The organism is Enterobacter sp. KB-221C9, assembly GCF_041320715.1.
GTDB classification, from domain to species: Bacteria; Pseudomonadota; Gammaproteobacteria; order Enterobacterales; family Enterobacteriaceae; genus Enterobacter; species Enterobacter asburiae_D.
This window is the reverse complement of the sequence record NZ_JBGIWG010000004.1, coordinates 1-18,850: the sequence shown is the minus strand read 5'-3', so window position 1 is coordinate 18,850 and position 18,850 is coordinate 1. Positions and strand designations below refer to the sequence as shown.

At 58.4% G+C, this 18,850-nt stretch carries 18 protein-coding genes; 8 read left to right on the top strand and 10 right to left on the bottom strand.

The features are described from left to right. Positions 1 to 94: 94 nt before the first annotated feature. The 4 genes from qseB to AB8846_RS06230 all read left to right on the top strand — a co-directional run bounded on the left by qseB (position 95) and on the right by AB8846_RS06230 (position 3,133). Complete coding sequence (gene qseB / locus AB8846_RS06245; protein ID WP_370732316.1) at positions 95 to 754, top strand: quorum sensing response regulator transcription factor QseB; 660 nt, start codon at positions 95 to 97, stop codon at positions 752 to 754. Continuing rightward, the gene (qseC, locus tag AB8846_RS06240) at positions 751 to 2,100 is read left to right on the top strand and encodes a quorum sensing histidine kinase QseC (RefSeq protein WP_370732315.1); all 1,350 of its coding nucleotides are present in this window, start codon (positions 751 to 753) and stop codon (positions 2,098 to 2,100) included. The genes qseB and qseC overlap by 4 nt, the downstream gene beginning before the upstream one ends. Positions 2,101 to 2,205: 105 nt before the next feature. After that, entirely contained in the window at positions 2,206 to 2,787 is a 582-nt protein-coding gene (locus AB8846_RS06235; RefSeq protein ID WP_047650114.1) for an NAD(P)H-dependent oxidoreductase, read from the top strand. Between the two features lie 31 nt (positions 2,788 to 2,818). Continuing rightward, the gene (locus AB8846_RS06230; protein WP_032640570.1) at positions 2,819 to 3,133 is read left to right on the top strand and encodes a putative quinol monooxygenase; all 315 of its coding nucleotides are present in this window, start codon (positions 2,819 to 2,821) and stop codon (positions 3,131 to 3,133) included. A 92-nt stretch (positions 3,134 to 3,225) separates the two neighbouring features. Here the strand turns inward: AB8846_RS06230 and AB8846_RS06225 are convergent, their stop codons facing one another. The 5 genes from AB8846_RS06225 to AB8846_RS06205 are packed head-to-tail and all read right to left on the bottom strand — an operon-like array spanning position 3,226 to position 7,899. After that, positions 3,226 to 4,113 carry a MurR/RpiR family transcriptional regulator gene (locus AB8846_RS06225; protein ID WP_331411242.1) on the bottom strand — a complete coding sequence of 296 codons (888 nt, stop codon included), beginning with the start codon at positions 4,111 to 4,113 and terminating at the stop codon, positions 3,226 to 3,228. After that, complete coding sequence (locus AB8846_RS06220) at positions 4,110 to 5,060, bottom strand: iron-siderophore ABC transporter substrate-binding protein (protein WP_370732314.1); 951 nt, start codon at positions 5,058 to 5,060, stop codon at positions 4,110 to 4,112. The genes AB8846_RS06225 and AB8846_RS06220 overlap by 4 nt, the downstream gene beginning before the upstream one ends. A 9-nt stretch (positions 5,061 to 5,069) precedes the next feature. Then, a complete protein-coding gene (locus AB8846_RS06215; RefSeq protein WP_370732313.1) occupies positions 5,070 to 6,110 on the bottom strand; it encodes a FecCD family ABC transporter permease in 1,041 nt (346 codons plus the stop codon). Continuing rightward, positions 6,107 to 7,090: a FecCD family ABC transporter permease gene (locus tag AB8846_RS06210; RefSeq protein ID WP_370732312.1), complete on the bottom strand. Its 984-nt coding sequence runs from the start codon at positions 7,088 to 7,090 to the stop codon at positions 6,107 to 6,109. Before AB8846_RS06210 ends, AB8846_RS06215 begins: the two co-directional genes overlap by 4 nt. Beyond that, the gene (locus AB8846_RS06205; RefSeq protein ID WP_370732311.1) at positions 7,087 to 7,899 is read right to left on the bottom strand and encodes an ABC transporter ATP-binding protein; all 813 of its coding nucleotides are present in this window, start codon (positions 7,897 to 7,899) and stop codon (positions 7,087 to 7,089) included. The genes AB8846_RS06210 and AB8846_RS06205 overlap by 4 nt, the downstream gene beginning before the upstream one ends. A 390-nt stretch (positions 7,900 to 8,289) precedes the next feature. Between AB8846_RS06205 and AB8846_RS06200 the strand changes: the two genes are divergently transcribed. Next, positions 8,290 to 10,431, top strand: coding sequence for a TonB-dependent siderophore receptor (locus tag AB8846_RS06200; RefSeq protein WP_370732310.1), 2,142 nt, complete (start codon positions 8,290 to 8,292; stop codon positions 10,429 to 10,431). 126 nt (positions 10,432 to 10,557) lie between these two features. Here the strand turns inward: AB8846_RS06200 and parE are convergent, their stop codons facing one another. From parE to nudF, 5 genes are read right to left on the bottom strand one after another with little or no spacing between them, the layout of a single operon-like run. After that, positions 10,558 to 12,450, bottom strand: a complete 1,893-nt coding sequence (gene parE / locus AB8846_RS06195) for a DNA topoisomerase IV subunit B (RefSeq protein ID WP_029740698.1) — start codon at positions 12,448 to 12,450, stop codon at positions 10,558 to 10,560. A gap of 28 nt (positions 12,451 to 12,478) precedes the next feature. Further along, a complete protein-coding gene (gene yqiA / locus AB8846_RS06190) occupies positions 12,479 to 13,060 on the bottom strand; it encodes an esterase YqiA (RefSeq protein WP_008502976.1) in 582 nt (193 codons plus the stop codon). Beyond that, positions 13,060 to 13,887: a 3',5'-cyclic-AMP phosphodiesterase gene (gene cpdA / locus AB8846_RS06185; protein WP_063145593.1), complete on the bottom strand. Its 828-nt coding sequence runs from the start codon at positions 13,885 to 13,887 to the stop codon at positions 13,060 to 13,062. The genes yqiA and cpdA overlap by 1 nt, the downstream gene beginning before the upstream one ends. Positions 13,888 to 13,914: 27 nt before the next feature. Further along, complete coding sequence (locus tag AB8846_RS06180) at positions 13,915 to 14,337, bottom strand: DUF1249 family protein (protein ID WP_003862516.1); 423 nt, start codon at positions 14,335 to 14,337, stop codon at positions 13,915 to 13,917. Further along, positions 14,334 to 14,966, bottom strand: a complete 633-nt coding sequence (nudF, locus tag AB8846_RS06175; RefSeq protein WP_023333429.1) for an ADP-ribose diphosphatase — start codon at positions 14,964 to 14,966, stop codon at positions 14,334 to 14,336. The genes AB8846_RS06180 and nudF overlap by 4 nt, the downstream gene beginning before the upstream one ends. 205 nt (positions 14,967 to 15,171) lie before the next feature. Here nudF and tolC point away from each other — a divergent pair, with 205 nt between their 5' ends. From tolC to AB8846_RS06160, 3 genes are all read left to right on the top strand, one after another. Further along, entirely contained in the window at positions 15,172 to 16,653 is a 1,482-nt protein-coding gene (gene tolC, locus AB8846_RS06170) for an outer membrane channel protein TolC (protein WP_331411236.1), read from the top strand. A 194-nt stretch (positions 16,654 to 16,847) separates the two neighbouring features. Then, entirely contained in the window at positions 16,848 to 17,516 is a 669-nt protein-coding gene (locus AB8846_RS06165) for a DUF1190 family protein (RefSeq protein ID WP_063145595.1), read from the top strand. A 2-nt stretch (positions 17,517 to 17,518) separates the two neighbouring features. Beyond that, on the top strand, positions 17,519 to 18,679 hold the full coding sequence (locus AB8846_RS06160) for a glutathionylspermidine synthase family protein (protein ID WP_370732309.1): 1,161 nt from the start codon (positions 17,519 to 17,521) through the stop codon (positions 18,677 to 18,679). The last annotated feature ends 171 nt before the right edge of the window (positions 18,680 to 18,850 follow it).

The window sequence follows — 18,850 nt, the reverse complement described above, 5'->3', positions numbered from 1 at the left end:
TAATCCTTAACAACTTCTTAAGGGAAAAATTTATTTATTATTGCTGTACAGCGGGCGCTTGCAGAGGGTTTACTGACGGCATCAAGGAGGGAACATGCGCATTTTACTGGTAGAAGACGACAGGTTAATTGGCGACGGCATCAAGGCGGGATTAAGCAAAATGGGCTTTAGCGTGGACTGGTTTACCGACGGAAAAACCGGTCAGGCCGCGCTCGCTTCTGCACCCTATGATGCCGTGGTGCTGGATCTGACGCTGCCGGAAATTGACGGTCTGGAGATCCTGCGCGCGTGGCGCGAAAGCGGGCGCAGCGAGCCGGTACTGATCCTGACCGCGCGGGATGCGCTGAACCAGCGCGTCGAAGGGCTGCGCCTTGGCGCGGATGATTATCTCTGTAAGCCGTTCGCTCTGATTGAAGTGGGGGCTCGCCTCGAAGCGCTGGTCCGTCGCAGCCACGGCCAGGCGTGCAGCGAGCTACGCCACGGTAAGGTTACGCTCGATCCGACCCGCCTCGTCGCCACGCTGGACGGCGCTCCCCTGACGCTAAAGCCCAAAGAGTTCGCGCTGCTTGAGCTGTTAATGCGTAACGCGGGCCGGGTGCTTCCGCGAAAGCTTATCGAGGAAAAACTCTATACCTGGGACGATGACGTCTCCAGCAACGCCATCGAGGTTCACGTCCATCATTTGCGCCGCAAGCTTGGCAGCGAGTTTATCCGCACCGTGCACGGCATCGGCTACACCCTGGGTGACGTATGAAGCTGACGCAACGCCTGAGCCTGAAGCTGCGCCTGACGCTTCTCTTTTTACTCCTGTCTCTGACGGCCTGGTTTGCCGCCAGCGTTGTCGCCTGGCAGCAGACAACCCACAAGCTCGACAAGCTGTTCGATACCCAGCAGATGCTGTTTGCCAAGCGGCTGCTGACGATGGATCTGGACGAGATCCGCGCCCCCGAACGCATGCGCGAGATCCCGAAAAAAGTGAAGCATGGTCGTCTGGACGATGACGCGCTGGCGTTCGCCATTTACGCCGTCGACGGCAAAATGATCCTCAACGATGGCGAAAACGGGCGCGATATTCCGTACCACTATCGCCGCGACGGGTTCGATAACGGGCAGCTACAGGGCGACAACGACGAATGGCGCTTTTTATGGCTGACCTCACCCGACGGGAAGTACCGCGTGGTGGTCGGCCAGGAGTGGGAGTACCGCCAGGAGATGGCGCTGGACGTGGTCAGCTCGCAGCTTACGCCGTGGCTGGTGGCGCTGCCCGTAATGCTGCTGTTGCTGATCCTGCTGTTGAGCCGCGAGCTGAAGCCGCTGAAAAAGCTGGCGCAGACCCTGCGCTCCCGCTCGCCGGATGCCACCGATAACCTGCCGACGGAGGGAGTCCCGACGGAAGTGCGCCCCCTGCTCGACGCGCTGAATCATCTCTTCGCGCGCACCCAGGAGATGATGACCCGCGAGCGCCGCTTTACGTCCGATGCCGCCCACGAGTTACGCAGCCCGCTGGCGGCCCTGAAGGTGCAAACTGACGTGGCGCAGCTCTCTTATGACGATCCGCAGGCGCGGGAAAAGGCGCTGACGCAGCTGCATGCGGGCATCGACCGCGCCTCCCGGCTGGTGGATCAGCTCCTCACGCTGTCGCGTCTGGACTCGCTGGATAACCTTGACGATGTCGAACCGATTATCCTGGCCGACTTGCTGCAGTCGGCCGTGCTGGATATCTGGCATCCGGCGCAGCAGGCGGGCATTGATGTTCGCCTGAACATCCATGCACCAGAGGTTAAACGCCCGGGCCAGCAGCTGCTCCTGAGCCTGCTGGTGCGCAACCTGCTGGATAACGCGATTCGCTACAGCCCGCGCGGCAGCGTGGTGGACGTGACGCTGGACGCGCGTAGCTTTACCGTGCGCGACAACGGCCCCGGCATTTCACCGGACGCGCTGGCGCGCGTCGGCGAGCGCTTTTATCGTCCGCCGGGCCAGGATGCGACGGGCAGCGGGCTGGGATTATCCATCGTAAAACGCATCGCCGCCCTGCACGGGATGCGCGTTTCGCTGAGCAATGCCTCTGAAGGCGGTTTTGAAGCGAAGATCAGCTGGTAAGGGATTATTGCGTTTAATGCAAAAGACTTTGCACATTTTGCTCATTTTACCGCACCGTCCTCGCGCGTAGAATACTCGCCATACTCTCATCATCGAGGACAACTCATGAGCAACATTCTGATTATCAACGGCGCAAAAGAATTTGCGCACTCTAAAGGCCAGCTGAATGACACCCTGACCGAGGTCGCGGACGGTTTCCTGCGCGACGCCGGGCATGATGTTAAGGTCGTGCGTGCAGACAGCAACTACGACGTGAAAGCCGAAGTGCAGAACTTCCTGTGGGCTGACGTGGTGATCTGGCAGATGCCAGGCTGGTGGATGGGCGCGCCGTGGACCGTGAAAAAATACATGGACGACGTGTTCACTGAAGGTCACGGCTCACTGTATGCCAGCGATGGCCGCACCCGCTCTGACGCCTCTAAGAAATACGGCTCGGGCGGCCTGATTCAGGGCAAAAAATATATGCTCTCCCTGACCTGGAACGCCCCGCTGGAAGCCTTCACCGAGAAAGATCAGTTCTTCGAAGGCGTAGGCGTTGACGGCGCGTACCTGCCGTTCCACAAGGCGAATCAGTTCCTGGGCATGGATCCGCTGCCGACCTTTATCGTCAACGACGTGATTAAAATGCCTGACGTCCCGAGCTATATCGCAGAATATCGCAAGCATCTCGCGGAAATTTTTGCTTAACTGGTAGCCTGGAATTAAAGGAGTAGTAAACATGCTTACCGTTATCGCAGAAATCCGTACTCGTCCAGGTCAACATCACCGTCAGGCGGTGCTGGATCAGTTCGCGAAAATTATCCCGACCGTACTGAAAGAAGAAGGCTGCCACGGCTACGCGCCGATGGTGGATGCTGCCACTGACGCCAGCTTCCAGGCGACCGCGCCAGACTCGATCATCATGGTTGAGCAGTGGGAAACCGTCGCGCATCTTGAAGCGCACCTGCAGACCCCGCACATGAAAGCGTGGAGCGACGCGGTGAAGGGTGACGTGCTGGAAACCCACATCCGTATTCTGGAGCAAGGGGTTTAAGCTCGTGGAATTTGCCGGGTGGCACTGCGTTTACCCGGCCTACAAAACCTGAACCGTAGGCCCGGTAAGCGCTAGCGCCACCGGGCTTTGTTTTAGCTGCTTTTCTTCCCCGGCTTTAACCCACGATGTAACTCGTTGATGCGCTTCATCGACTTGATGGTGCGCTGCGGCTCGGTGGAGGCCACGGATAAAATAATCATCTCCAGACACAGAAGCACCGTGCCGTGGAGCGGAATTTTGCCCTTTTCGCCGCCGCGCGGAACGTGGATCACCACGCTGGCCTCCTTGCTGAAGCGCGAATCAAGGGCGTTGGTCAGCAGGATGGTGGGAATGCCCAGACGTTTTGCTTCACGCAGCGTGGTTTGCCCCTCCCGGTGCGCGGATTTCTGCGCCATCATCACCAGCACGTCGCCGCGCTGAAGCGCGATCAGCTGCTCGGCAAGCCCTATCCCGGTACGGTTAAGCGGCGTAGCGGGTAACCCCATACGACTGAACAGCCTGGCGGTGTACTCGGCCAGAATGCCGGAGGCGCCAATACCAAATATGGCGACCTGCCTCGCCTGCGCCAGCAGAGAGACCGCCTGCGCCATCGCGTAGCGGTTGTGAGGCTCGGATAACACCTCGCAGGTGTGTTGATGCCCCTCCAGCACGAAATCAATGCTCGCGTTAACGTCGCTGGCGAGCGTGTTCACCGTGGAGGACATCTTTTCGCTGGAGGTGACCACCGGGCCAAACCACTGCTCCAGCGTCTGCTTGAGATCGCGCAGCCCGGCGAAACCCAGCGCCTGAATGGCGCGAACTACCGTGGCATCCGACGTTTTCAACAACGCCGCAATCTCCATTGCGGTCTGTTCCATCACCGCTTCGCGGTTGTCATGGATATAGCGTGCAACCTGCAGCAGACGCGGCGTCAGCTGATGCGCGCGGGCGCGAAAGCGGTCGCCGTAGACATCCACGCGCCCTTTCTCTTTGCGGATCACCGTGTCGCCTCCGGCAGCGGACGCCCGGCAATTTGCGACTGCACCTGCGCGGCCATCATCCCTAAAGAGGCGAACGAATTCGAGATGGCCTCTTCGCGCGAGATCAGCACGTAGTGCCCGGTTCGGCAGGCCTTCAGGAACTGACACCAGCCCGGCATCACCGCCTCCATCGCCGCCAGCTCGTCCTGCGGTTTACCGCCCGTATCCCCGCGCCAGGTGGCGAAGACGAAATCGGCATCCAGCTCCGGCAGGCGCTCGGCGCTGACGTCAATCCGCCCCCCTTCCGGGATGGACTCAATCAGCGGCGGGAAGGTGAACCCGGCATCGCGCAGCACGCGGCCCAGCGAGTGGTAGCTGTGCATGGCGTTAATCTTTCCCTGATTCGCCTGAATCACGGACACGGTCACCTTGCGGGTATCAATAGTCGCCTTCAGCGCCTTAATCTGCTCCTGATAGCGCCGCTCCAGAACCTTGAGTCGCGCCTGCGTTCCCGTCAGCTGAGCCAGCTTGCGGTAGATCTCCGGCGCGCCGCCGTCGAGATGATCGATGCTTACCGTCGGGGCAATTTTTTCCAGCTGTTCCACCGGGGTGTTGCGGGTCGGCTCGGTAATAATGAGGTCAGGCTTTGCGGCGGCGATAGCTTCAATGTCGATATCGGCCGTGCCGATAAATTTAATGTCGGAATTATCGAAGTCGACGCCGGTCAACATGCCGCTTGAGCGCAGAAAGTGGCTGCCGTCCGGCCGCGTGCGGCCATGGCTTGCCACCGGCGGTACGCCAAGTTCAATCAGCGGAATGGTGATATCCAGATCGTGTAAGGAGACAATCCGCTTCGGATGAACCGGCACCACCACTTTTCGGTTGAGATCGTCAGTAAACGTCTGCGTCGGCTCCGCCGCACTCACCGCGAACCCCACCAGCAACAGCATCGAAAACACTACACGCATTATAGTCCCCTAAAATCTGTCCCGACGCTGCCAGAGCAGCAGCAGGAAAAACGGTCCGCCAATCAATGAAATCACAATTCCCGCCGGCAGCTGCAGCGGGAGGAATGCCAGACGTCCGACGTTATCCGCCAGCAGCACCAGCAGCGCGCCCAGCGCGGCGCTTCCCGTCAGGAGCGCCGTTTGCCCACCGCGCAGCAGCAGGCGCGCCATATGCGGGGCAATCAGCCCCACGAAACCAATACTGCCCACGCAGGAGACGCAGGCCGCCGTCAGCACCACCGGGGCAAGAACCCGCAGCAGCGCCAGCCGGGTTGTGCGCACGCCAAGGCCCGCTGCGGCCTGATTGCCGAGCAACGCCACGTCCGCTGCCCGCGCGGTAAACAGCAGCAGCGCAAACGCAGGGGCAGCCCAGAGCGCGGCTAACCCCACCAGCGTCCAGTTTGCCGCATGCAGGCTTCCCGCCAGCCACAGCATCGCCGTCTGCACGTCCCGCACGTCGGCGGTGGTGATAAAGACGCCCATTGCTGCGGCAAAGGCCCATGACACGCCGATGCCGATCAGGATGAATCGCGGGCGCGAGATATCGCGCGCCAGGGCGATTACCAGCAGCGCGGTAAGCAGCCCACCGGCCATGCCGACCAGCGGACGCCAGGCCAGGCCCAGCGCCGGGAACTGAAAAATCAGCAGCAGAACCGCCGCGCTACAGCCCTCCTTCACGCCGATAAGCCCGGGATCAGCCAGGCCATTGCGGGTGATGGACTGCATTGCCGCCCCCGCCATACCGAGCATCGCCCCGCACAGCACCGCCATCAGCAGGCGCGGCAGGCGGATATCCATCACGATGTAGCGCGTCTCCGTCGTCAGACTCTCAGGCGAAAACAGCGCGCGCCCGATGGCGGAGGCGGGAATGGGCAGAGAACCGTGCGTCAGGCCAAAGCCCAGCAGGCTTAGCGCCACCAGCGCTAAAAGGGTCAGGCACGCCAGCGCCCGCGGGCGAACCAGCGCCGAGAGGCGGCCAATTCGGATCGCGCGGAATCCGGCCCGGTTCATTTGAACATCCTCGATGCCATGAAGATGAACACGGGCGCGCCGACCAGGGCCGTCATAATGCCGGTTGCCAGCTCCCAGGGCGTAAACAGCGTGCGGGCGGCGATATCGGCCAGCAGCAACACCAGCGCGCCGCACAGGGCAGACAGCGGCACCATCACGCGTAAATCAACCGATACCAGACGGCGAATGAGCTGCGGCACGACCAGGCCGATAAAGCCAATCGGCCCGGCGATAGAGACGGCCGCGCCGCAGAGCAGCGCGATGGCCAGCAGGGCGAGCAGGCGAGTTTTCAGCAGCGACACGCCAAGCCCCTGCGCCATCCGGTCTCCCAGCGCCAGCATGTTGAGCGAGGGCGACAGTCCAATAGCGAGAACAAAACCGGCTGCTGCAGCCCAAAGGGCGCTCTGGAGCGTCTGAACGCTGACCCCGGCCAGGTCTCCTGCCAGCCAGGTGCGCATGGCGAGCAGCGTCTGTTCATCAAGAATTAACACCGCGGCGGTAATCGACGAGGCAAACGCCGACATCGCCACGCCGCACAGCGTGACCTTCATCGGCGTAAGCCCGGTGCGGCCGGACGAGGAAAACAGCAGCACCAGCAAAAACAGCGCGGCGGCACCGGCGGCGGCAACGAGCGGGCGACCAAACGGCAGCGACAGCCCAAGCGCGCTGGTAATCACTACCGCCAGCGCGGCCCCGGCGTTGAGCCCCAGAATATGCGGCTCGCCGAGCGGGTTGCGGATCACGGACTGCAGCAGCACGCCCGCCACGCCGAGGGCGGCGCCCGTCACCATCGCGGCGCAGAGGCGCAGCAGTCGTAATTTGATAATGACGCTATGGTCGAAATTGCGCGGGTCGAAATGGAAGAATGCCTCCACCACCGTCTGCGGGGCGATAAAGCGTGCGCCGATCCCCAAGTGCAGAATCGCGCCCAGTGCCAGCAGCAACGCGAAGATCGGGAAGGCGAGAGAGGAGCGCATCATGACTGAACGGTACCCTGGCGAAACGGCATAAAGAACGGCTTGCCGGTCAACGGGTTTATGGACATATGCACGTCCACATCAAACACCGCTTTGATCAGCTCCGGCGTGCAGGCATCGCCCTCATGCAATACGCCTTCAACTTTTCCATGGCGTAAAAAGACCAGCGAATCGCCGTAGTTCACGGCAAAGTTGAGATCGTGCAGCACCACCACCACGGTACGCCCGTGCTGGCGGGTCAGGACGTGCAGCAGTTCCAGGATCTCCACCTGATAGCGGAGATCGAGAAACGTCGTAGGCTCGTCAAGCAGGATATACGGCGTTTGCTGCGCCAGCGCCATGGCGATCCAGCAGCGCTGACGCTGGCCGCCGGACAGGCTTTCCACCGGCAAATGGGCAAATTCTGCCGTACCGGTCAGGCGCAGGGCCTCTTCCACCGCCAGTTCGTCCTCGTCGCTCCACTGACGCATAAAGTTCTGCCAGGGAAAACGCCCGCGCGAGACCAGTTCAAAAACGGTTAACCCTTCCGGCAGCAGCGGAGACTGCGGGAGAATGCCAAGCTGACGGGCGACAGCTTTGGTCGGCTGCTCATGAATGGCTTTACCGTCCAGCAGCGCGGCGCCTCCCAGCGGCTGCAGCAGCCGCGCGATCGTGCTCAACAGCGTGGATTTCCCACAGCCGTTCGCCCCTACCAGCACCGTCATTTTCTGCTGTGGGATCGCAAGAGAGATATCATCAACGATGATTTTTTTCTGATAGCCCGCAGAGAGGTTCTCCAGAACCAGTCCCGGTTGTTTTGTGTTGTGAGCCACGTGAACGCCAACGTAATGAAACACCAACAAATAAAAATAAAAATAAAACTCATTCTCTTTTGAGAGTTTGACGCTGCGCCATGTAGTAGTCAAGAGAAGAAACACCCTGAAAAAACCAGGGGTAAGCCAGAGGGAAGACGAACATGGCATGGCTTACAAAAACTTTAATTTCAATAAGTTAACTATTAACCCGCTGCGCTTATGCGTAGGGTTAAACGCTGTAGCCTATTTTTTCTTTTTTCCATTTACTACTACATTCGCTCGTGATTGAATGATTCTCAATTACATGTTCGATGCCCACTGTGGCTAACGGACAGACCGTAAAGGGCAATGACTCACACATTTTTCCGCGAAACGTCATTCGCGGGATATTTCGGGATAACAGATGTAATGGCTACGTTCACACCTTCACTCTCTGGGGTAAAAGGGCGCGCGCTCTTTTCACTGCTGTTTATGGCACCGCTGGTGCAGGCAGCAGGCACCACCACGGCTAAAGACGGCGAAACGCTTACCGTCACCGCCGATCCAACTACTGCGGCAGAGGCCACGAATGGCTATCAGCCGTTGAATACCTCCACCGCGACGTTAACCAACATGCCGATGCTGGATATCCCACAGGTGGTCAATACCGTCAGCGATAAAGTGCTGGCGGATCAGCACGCCACCACGCTGGATGAAGCGCTCTATAACGTCAGCAACGTGGTGCAGACCAACACCCTGGGCGGTACGCAGGATGCCTTCGTGCGCCGCGGGTTTGGCGCGAACCGCGACGGCTCGATCATGACCAACGGCCTGCGCACCGTCCTGCCGCGCAGCTTTAATGCCGCAACCGAGCGCGTGGAGGTGCTGAAAGGCCCGGCCTCAACGCTCTATGGCATTCTCGATCCGGGCGGCCTGATTAACGTCGTCACCAAACGCCCGGAGAAAACCTTCGGCGGTTCCCTTTCCGCCACCTCTTCCAGCTTTGGCGGCGGCACCGGTCAGCTCGATGTTACCGGCCCGATTGACGGCACGCGCCTGGCGTATCGCCTGACGGGCGAATATCAGGACGAGGATTACTGGCGCAATTTCGGCACCGAACGCAGCACCTTTATCGCCCCGTCGCTCACCTGGTTTGGCGACGATGCCACCGTGACCGTGCTCTATTCGCATCGCGACTATAAAACGCCGTTCGATCGCGGAACGATCTTCGATCTCAACACTAAAAAAGCCGTCGACGTGGATCGCAAAACCCGCTTCGATGAGCCGTTTAACGTGACCGACGGCCAGTCCGATCTCGCTCAGCTCAACGCAGAATATCGCCTCAACGGCCAGTGGACCGCGAAGTTCGACTACAGCTACAGCCAGGATAAGTACAGCGATAACCAGGCCCGCGTGATGGCCTACGATTCAAAAACCGGCAACCTGACCCGCCGCGTGGATGCGACCCAGGGCTCGACCCAGCGTATGCACACGACGCGAGCGGATCTGCAGGGGAACGTGGACATCGCGGGCTTTTACAATGAGATCCTGACCGGCGTGTCGTATGAGAATTACGATCTGCTGCGTACGGACATGATCCGCTGTAAGAACGTTAAGGATTTCAATATTTACAACCCGAGCTATGGCAGCCTCGGCAAGTGCACCACCGTCTCGGCATCCGACAGCGATCAGACCATCAAGCAGGAGAGCTACTCCGCCTACGCGCAGGACGCGCTGTACCTTACCGATAAGTGGATCGCCGTCGCCGGACTGCGCTACCAGTATTACACCCAGTACGCGGGGAAAGGCCGTCCGTTTAACGTGAACACCGACAGCCGCGACGACCAGTGGACGCCGAAGCTGGGTCTTGTTTATAAGCTCACCCCGGCGGTTTCGCTGTTTGCCAACTATTCCCAGACGTTTATGCCGCAATCGTCTATTGCGAGCTATATCGGCGACCTGCCGCCGGAAACGTCGAACGCGTATGAAATCGGCGCTAAGTTTGACCTGTTCGACGGCATTACCGCCAACATCGCGCTGTTTGATATCCACAAGCGCAACGTGCTGTACACCGAAAGCATTGGTGATGAAACCGTCGCCAAAACCGCAGGTCGCGTGCGCTCGCAGGGCGTGGAAGTGGATCTTGCCGGGTCGTTGACCGAGAACACCAACATTATCGCCAGCTACGGCTATACCGACGCGAAGGTGCTGGAAGACCCGGACTATGCGGGCAAACCGCTGCCGAACGTGCCGCGCCATACCGGCTCCCTGTTCCTGACCTACGATATTCACAATGCGTTTGCCGGGAATACCCTGACGCTGGGCGGCGGCGGGCACGGCGTAAGCCGTCGTTCCGCAACCAACGGTGCGGATTATTATCTGCCGGGCTATTTCGTGGCGGATGCGTTTGCGGCGTACAAGATGAAGCTGCAGTACCCGGTGACGCTGCAGGTGAACGTGAAGAATCTGTTTGATAAGACCTACTACACATCGTCCATTGCGACCAACAACCTGGGCAACCAGATTGGCGATCCGCGCGAAGTGCAGCTGACGGTGAAGATGGAGTTTTGACGTCAGTGCGGGGTGTTCCCCTCACCCTAACCCTCTCCCCAAAGGGGCGAGGGAATCGATCGTAGGCCCGGTAAGCGCAGCGCCACCGGGCAAAAAAAAGCCCTGCATCGCAGGGCTTTTTCAGCATCAGGCCTCAATATCCGCCATATCGCCTTTCTCCTGCAGCCAGTTACGTCGGTCTTCCGAACGTTTCTTGGCAAGGAGCATATCCATCATGGCGTTGGTTTGCTGTTCGTCTTCATCGCTGATCGTCAACTGCACCAGACGGCGCGTGTTCGGATCCAGCGTCGTTTCGCGCAGCTGCATCGGGTTCATCTCGCCCAGCCCTTTAAAGCGCTGCACGTTCGGTTTGCCCTTCTTGCGCTTCAGCTGTTCCAGTACGCCCGCTTTCTCTTCTTCCGTCAGCGCGTAGTAAACCTCTTTGCCGAGGTCGATACGGTACAGCGGCGGCAGCGCCACGTGGACGTGACCGTTTTTCACCAGCGTTTTAAAGTGCTTCACAAACAGCGCGCACAGCAGCGTAGCAATGTGCAGACCGTCGGAGTCCGCATCGGCGAGGATACAGATCTTGCCGTAGCGCAGCTGGCTCAGATCGTCGCTGTCCGGATCGATACCGATCGCTACCGAGATATCGTGGACTTCCTGCGAGGCCAGCACTTCATCAGAAGAGACCTCCCAGGTATTCAGGATCTTACCCTTGAGCGGCATGATCGCCTGATATTCACGATCGCGCGCCTGCTTGGCCGAACCACCCGCCGAGTCCCCTTCCACGAGGAACAACTCGGTACGGTTGAGATCCTGCGCGGTACAGTCTGCCAGCTTGCCCGGCAGCGCAGGGCCGCTGGTCAGCTTTTTACGCACCACTTTCTTCGCGGCGCGCAGACGACGCTGGGCGCTGGAAATGGCCATTTCGGCCAGCATTTCTGCTGCCTGAACGTTCTGGTTCAGCCACAGGGTAAACGCATCTTTCACCACGCCGGAGACGAACGCCGCGCACTGACGTGACGACAGGCGCTCTTTAGTCTGACCGGCAAACTGCGGATCCTGCATCTTCACGGAGAGCACGTAGGCGCAGCGATCCCAGATATCTTCCGCCGACAGCTTCACGCCGCGCGGCAGGATATTGCGGTATTCGCAGAACTCGCGCATCGCGTCCAGCAGCCCCTGACGCAGACCGTTGACGTGGGTACCGCCGAGCATGGTCGGGATCAGGTTAACGTAGCTTTCGGTCAGCAGCTCGCCGCCTTCCGGCAGCCACAGCAGCGCCCAGTCCACGGCTTCGGTATCGCCGCTAAAGTTACCGACAAACGGTTTTTCCGGCAGCGTCGGCAGGCCGTTTACCGCTTCGCACAGGTAGTCGTTCAGACCATCGGCGTAGCACCAGGTTTGTGCGGTATTGTTAACGTGATCGGTAAAGGTGATTTCTACGCCCGGACACAGCACCGCTTTGGCTTTCAGCAGGTGCGTCAGGCGAGAAACGGAAAAGCGCGGGCTGTCGAAGAAGCTTTCGTCAGGCCAGAAGTGGACGCTGGTGCCGGTGTTGCGTTTGCCGCACGTGCCGACAACCTGCAGATCCTGCACCTTATCGCCATTTTCAAACGCGATGTTATAGACCTGGCCGTCGCGACGGACGTTCACTTCCACGCGTTTGGACAGGGCGTTCACCACGGAAATGCCCACGCCGTGCAGACCGCCGGAGAACTGGTAGTTCTTATTGGAGAACTTACCGCCCGCGTGCAGTCGACAGAGGATCAGCTCAACGGCAGGCACGCCCTCTTCCGGGTGGATATCCACCGGCATGCCGCGCCCGTCGTCGATGACTTCCAGCGACTGATCGGCGTGCAGGATAACGTCAACGCGTTTGGCATGGCCCGCCAGCGCTTCGTCAACACTGTTATCAATAACTTCCTGGCCCAGATGGTTTGGGCGCGTCGTATCGGTGTACATCCCCGGGCGGCGGCGAACCGGCTCAAGCCCGGTGAGGACCTCAATGGCATCAGCGTTATAGGTTTGCGTCATGATTTAAACTAGCAATTCGCATTGATTGTCAGTGGCTGTGCAGTCCAAGAAAATCGACAATCTGGGTGAAATGATTCTCAAAGCCCGTGAAAGCATGGTTTCCGCCCTCTTCTATAGTCTGGCGGCAGGAGGCGTAATACGCCACTGCCTGGCGGTAATCCAGCACTTCATCACCCGTCTGTTGCAGCAGCCAGATGAGATCCGGCGCCTCAAGCGGGTCGACCTGCATAACTTTGAGATCGTAAATATGGCGTGACTCTAGCACATATTGCTGGCCGGTGTAGGGGTTCTCGTTTTCGCCAAGAAAGTCCCTCAGCAGCTCAAATGGCCGAACCGCCGGATTAACCACAACGGCGGGCAGCATGAAGCATTGTGAGAGCCAGGTGGCGTAATACCCGCCCAGGGATGAACCAACCACACCGAAGGTTTCGCCGCCGTGCGCAAGCACAATAGATTCCAGCATCTCCGCGGCCTCTGCCGGGTAAGGCGGCAGCTGCGGGATAATCATCTCAACGTCGGGGTGATGCTCGCTCAGCCACTGGCGAAACTGTGTCGCTTTTGCGGAGCGCGGCGAGCTGTTGAATCCGTGCAGATAAAGGAGCGTAGACATCAATAGCCTTCTGAAGCGGTATCCGGGCGGAATTTTGCACCGGTCAAACGGCAGACTTCCGTGGTCAGCGTGCCGTCGGCATGCAGTTCCAGCCAGCGCCAGCCTGGCGCGATGGTATCCAGCGTAAAGTTGGCGCAGTGCGGCTTAAACTGAACGCAGGTTGACGGCGTCGCCAGCATGCGGCGTCCGTTCCAGTCGAGATCCTGTTCCTGGTGAATATGTCCACACAGCAGATTTTTCACCAGTGGGAACTTCGCCAGCACGCGATCCAGCGCGGCGGAGTTGCGCAGGCTGTGCTGATCGAGCCAGCTGCAGCCCGCCGGCAGAGGATGATGATGAAGCAACAGCAGCGTGTGACGTTCAGGTTCTGCAGCCAGTTTGGTCTCAAGCCAGTCGAGCTGAAACTCGCTTAACTCACCGTGCGGGACGCCAAACACCTGGCTGTCCAGCAGCAGGATCTGCCACTGTTCACCCGCAAAAACACATTTCGCCGGAGAAATCCCCGCATTCTGAAGAGAACTGAACATGGCAGGCTGGAAGTCATGGTTTCCTGGCAACCAGACGCAAGGCACGCTGAAGCTCGCGATGCCTTCAGCAAAATGCTGGTAGGCCGCGGAGGACTGATCCTGCGCCAGATCGCCCGTTGCGACAATCAGATCGCATGCACGGTTTTCAGCGTGAATGGCGTTAAGCACCGCCTGATAACTCTCCCAGGTGTTGACCCCCAGTAGCGTCTCATGCTTTTCGGCAAAAAGGTGGGTATCGGTGATTTGTAATATCCTGACTGGCGCCCCACCAGCAACAGTCAGGTTCAACAGGCTTTCCAAATGGTGTCCTTAGGTAGGTTTATGACGCTAACAAACCGGAATCGCCATTGCTCCATGTGCTAAACAATATCTTAGCCAGTCGGCTAAAAACTGGTTAATTTGATGCTTTTCGTCGCGTTGATGCAACTTTTTATTCGGGTAATCATACCGCGCCTTGAAGCGAAAGATCTGCTGGCTTGAACACACTTCAGCGACCATCGCGTCGTGATAGAGGCGCACCGTCATCGACGGCAGGCTCCAGTAGCTAATGCTGGGTGCCGTTTGCTCAATCTCCACCAGCGTAGTGTAGCGCGTTGATTCTGTTATCGTTAACCGATACTGCGCGTTGCTCACCTGATAGCTTACCGTTTCGCCGGGCGCATCGTTTCGCGGCAGCAGGCGGCGCAACTGTGCGAAATTGGTTTCGCACAGGCGCATCATTTCTGGGAAGTCAGGCGTATAGCGCTTCATTTTTTCCACTCGTTTCGTAATGTCTGATAATGCAGCTGTAGCCATTGCAGGGCGATGACAGACGCTGCGTTGTCGATTTTCCCCTCTTCTACCCACTGATAAGCCTGTTCCCGGCTCACCACATGAACCCGAATATCTTCGTTTTCATCTGCCAGACCGTGGATCCCTTCCGCCGTCGTGGCGTCCACTTCGCCCACCATAATGGACAAGCGCTCGCTGGTGCCTCCCGGGCTTGCCAGATAGCTCAGCACCGGTTTGGTGCGGCCTACCACCAGCCCCGCCTCTTCCAGCGCCTCGCGCCGGGCGACGTCTTCAACCGACTCACCTTCTTCGATCATCCCGGCCACCATCTCCAGCAGCCACGGGCTCTCGCTGACGTCATAAGCGGCGATGCGGATTTGCTCCACCAGCACAACTTCGTCACGCACTGGGTCAAAGGGTAGCAAGACTGCCGCATGCCCGCGCTCAAAAATTTCGCGTCTGATTTCGCCGCTCATTTCCCCGTTAAACAGGCGATGCCTGAAACGGTAAAGATCCATTGAAAAAAAACCGCTATAAAGCGTTTCTCGTGCAATAATTTCTACATCGTTTTTGGCGAATGTCACGGGCAACTTTTCTGGTTTTTGCATGAGTCGAGTCCTGGTAGCAATGGTGATGAAATTGTGAATTTCAAGGCTGTTTGGCTGCCGTTTGTAAGGCTATATGGTAGATTGGTGCAAATTACCGCCAGATGGCACGTAACGCCAACCTTTTGGTATGGAAGATTCTGTTAGAATCGGCAATTATTTTTTTAATTAGATCAGCGCTAATACTGCTTCACAACAAGGAATGCAAATGAAGAAATTGCTCCCCATCCTTATCGGCCTGAGCCTGACGGGCTTCAGTGCAATGAGCCAGGCGGAAAACCTGTTACAGGTCTACCAGCAGGCACGTCTGGGCAACCCTGATTTACGTAAATCAGCGGCCGATCGTGATGCTGCGTTTGAAAAGATTAACGAAGCGCGTAGCCCCTTGCTGCCACAGTTAGGTTTAGGTGCAGATTATACCTACAGCAACGGTTTCCGCGACGCTAACGGCGTTAACTCCAATGCTACCAGCGCCTCACTGCAATTGACACAGACGCTGTTTGATATGTCCAAATGGCGCGCCCTGACCCTGCAGGAAAAGAGCGCGGGTATCCAGGATGTGACCTATCAGACCGACCAGCAGACGCTGATTCTGAACACCGCCACGGCGTACTTCAACGTGCTGAGCGCCATTGACGCGCTCTCCTACACCGAAGCGCAGAAACAGGCGATTTACCGCCAGTTAGATCAGACCACCCAGCGCTTCAACGTGGGCCTGGTCGCGATCACCGACGTGCAGAACGCCCGTTCACAGTACGACACCGTGCTGGCCAACGAAGTGACCGCGCGTAACAACCTCGATAACGCGCTGGAATCCCTGCGTCAGGTCACCGGGAATTACTATCCTGAGCTGGCGTCTCTGAACGTGGACAGCTTTAAAACGGATAAACCGCAGGCCGTTAACGCCCTGCTGAAAGAGGCGGAAAACCGCAACCTGAGCTTGCTGCAGGCGCGTCTGAGCCAGGACCTGGCCCGCGAGCAAATTCGTCAGGCGCAGGACGGCCATCTGCCAACCCTGAGCCTGAGCGCGTCTACCGGTGTCTCTGATACCAGCTATAGCGGCTCTAAAACCAACTCTTCCCAACAATATGACGATAGCAATGTTGGTCAGAATAAAGTGGGTCTGAGCTTCTCGCTGCCGCTGTATCAGGGTGGTCAGGTCAACTCCCAGGTGAAACAGGCGCAGTACAACTTTGTTGGCGCGAGCGAGCAGCTGGAAAGCGCGCATCGCAACGTGGTGCAAACCGTGCGCTCCTCCTTCAACAACGTGAACGCCTCGATCAGCAGCATCAACGCCTATAAACAGGCCGTTGTGTCTGCACAGAGCTCCCTGGATGCGATGGAAGCAGGCTACTCGGTCGGTACACGTACCATCGTTGACGTGCTCGACGCGACCACCACGCTGTACAACGCGAAGCAGCAGCTCTCAAGCGCGCGTTACCAGTACCTGATTAACCAGCTGAACATCAAACAGGCTCTGGGTACGCTGAACGAGCAAGACCTGCAGATGCTGAACAGCGCGCTGGGCAAACCGGTCTCCACCTCTCCGGAGAGCGTTGCACCTGAGAATCCCGATCAGGTTGCAGCCGTAGATAACTTCAACGGTAACAGCAACACCCCTGCTGCACAGCCTGCTGCCGCGCGTACCACTGCGCCTGCCAGCAAAGGCAATAATCCGTTCCGTAACTAAGCATTGCCCGATGGCGCTTCGCTTATTGGGCCTACGTAATCGTAGGCCGGGTAAGCGCAGCGCCACCCGGCGCAAAATCACCCCCGAACGTAAGCCAACGTAAAGATCCCCCTGATTCCGCCCCTCTTCGCTTCATTTTCAACCACTCATCCTCTATCCTGAGCGTTATTACCACTGGGTCCAGGAAGACAAAGATGAAACGGACAAAATCTATAAATCACGCTTCGTTCCGCAAGAGCTGGAACGCGCGTCACCTCACCCCTGTTGCGCTGGCGGTTACGGCTGTCTTTATGCTGGCAGGCTGTGAGAAAAATGACGAAACGGTTTCGCTGTATCAAAACGCAGACGACTGCTCTGCCGCAACCGGCAAAGCCGCCGAGTGTAAAACGGCTTATACGAGCGCGCTGAAAGAAGCGGAACGTACCGCACCGAAATATGCCTCACGCGAAGACTGCGTAGCGGAGTTTGGTGAAGGTCAGTGCCAGCAGGCACCGGCTCAGGCAGGCACCGCACCTGAAAATCAGGCGCAGGCGCAGTCCAGCGGCAGCTTCTGGATGCCTCTGATGGCAGGCTACATGATGGGGCGTCTGATGGGCGGCGGTGCTGGCTACCAGCAGCAGCCACTGTTTAGCTCGAAAAACCCGGCCAGCCCGGCTTACGGTCAATATACCGATGCCAGCGGCAAAGGCTACGGCGCAGCGACCCCTGGGCGCACCGTGACCGTTCCGAAAACGGCGATGGCGCCGAAGCCCGCCACGACCAACACCATCACCCGCGGCGGGTTTGGTGAATCTGTGGCGAAGCAGACCAGCATGCAGCGCAGTGCGACAGGCACCTCCTCTACTCGCTCAATGGGCGGCTGATCATGGAACGAGTCAGTATCACCGAGCGCCCGGACTGGCGTGAAAAAGCCACCGAGTATGGTTTTAACTTCCACACCATGTACGGCGAGCCGTACTGGTGTGAAGACGCCTATTACAAGCTCACGCTGGCCCAGGTGGAAAAACTGGAAGAGGTGACCGCCGAGCTGCACCAGATGTGCCTGAAGGTCGTGGAAAAGGTCATCGACAGCGACGAGCTGATGGCAAAGTTCCGCATTCCGAAGCACACATGGGGCTTTGTGCGCCAGTCGTGGAAAACGGATCAACCTTCGCTTTACTCTCGCCTGGATCTGGCGTGGGACGGCAAAGGTGAACCGAAGCTTCTGGAAAACAACGCCGATACACCAACCTCTCTGTACGAAGCGGCGTTCTTCCAGTGGATCTGGCTGGAAGACCAGGCCAATGCCGGAAACCTGCCGGAAGGCAGCGACCAGTTTAACAGCCTGCAGGAAAAGCTGATTGAGCGTTTTGCCGAGCTGCGCGAACAGCATGGCTTCAACCTGCTACATCTCGCCTGCTGCCGCGACACGGAAGAAGACCGTGGCACGGTTCAGTATCTGCAGGACTGCGCTGCCGAAGCGGAAGTGGCGACCGAGTTCCTCTATATCGAGGATATCGGCCTGGGTGAAAAGGGTCAGTTTACGGATATGCAGGACCAGGTGATCAGCAACCTGTTCAAGCTCTACCCGTGGGAATATATGCTGCGCGAGATGTTCTCCACCAAGCTGGAAGATGCTGGCGTGCGCTGGCTGGAACCGGCATGGAAGAGCATTATCTCTAACAAAGCCCTGCTGCCGATGCTCTGGGAGATGTTCCCGAACCATCCGAACCTGCTGGCGGCGTACTTTGCGGAAGATGACCATCCGCAGATGGATAAGTACGTCGTGAAGCCGATTTTCTCCCGCGAAGGCGCAAACGTCTCGATTATCGAAAACGGTAAGACGCTGGAAGCGGTTGAAGGGCCGTACGGCGAAGAAGGGATGATCGTCCAGGAGTTCTATCAGCTGCCGAAGTTTGGCGACAGCTATACGCTGATTGGCAGCTGGCTCATCAACGATCGGCCGGCCGGGATTGGCATTCGCGAAGATCGCGCGCTGATCACGCAGGATCTGTCACGGTTTTATCCGCACATCTTTGTGGAGTAAGATCTGCCGGGTGGCGGCTTCGCCTGACCCGGCCTACGGTTTTGTAGGCCCGGTAAGCGTAGGGTATGAACCGGAAACATGGGTAACACTTTAGACCGGATACATGGGTAACAGTTATAACTGGCATAGAAGAGGAGACTCGCTATGCCCTGGACTGAGACCCGACCTATG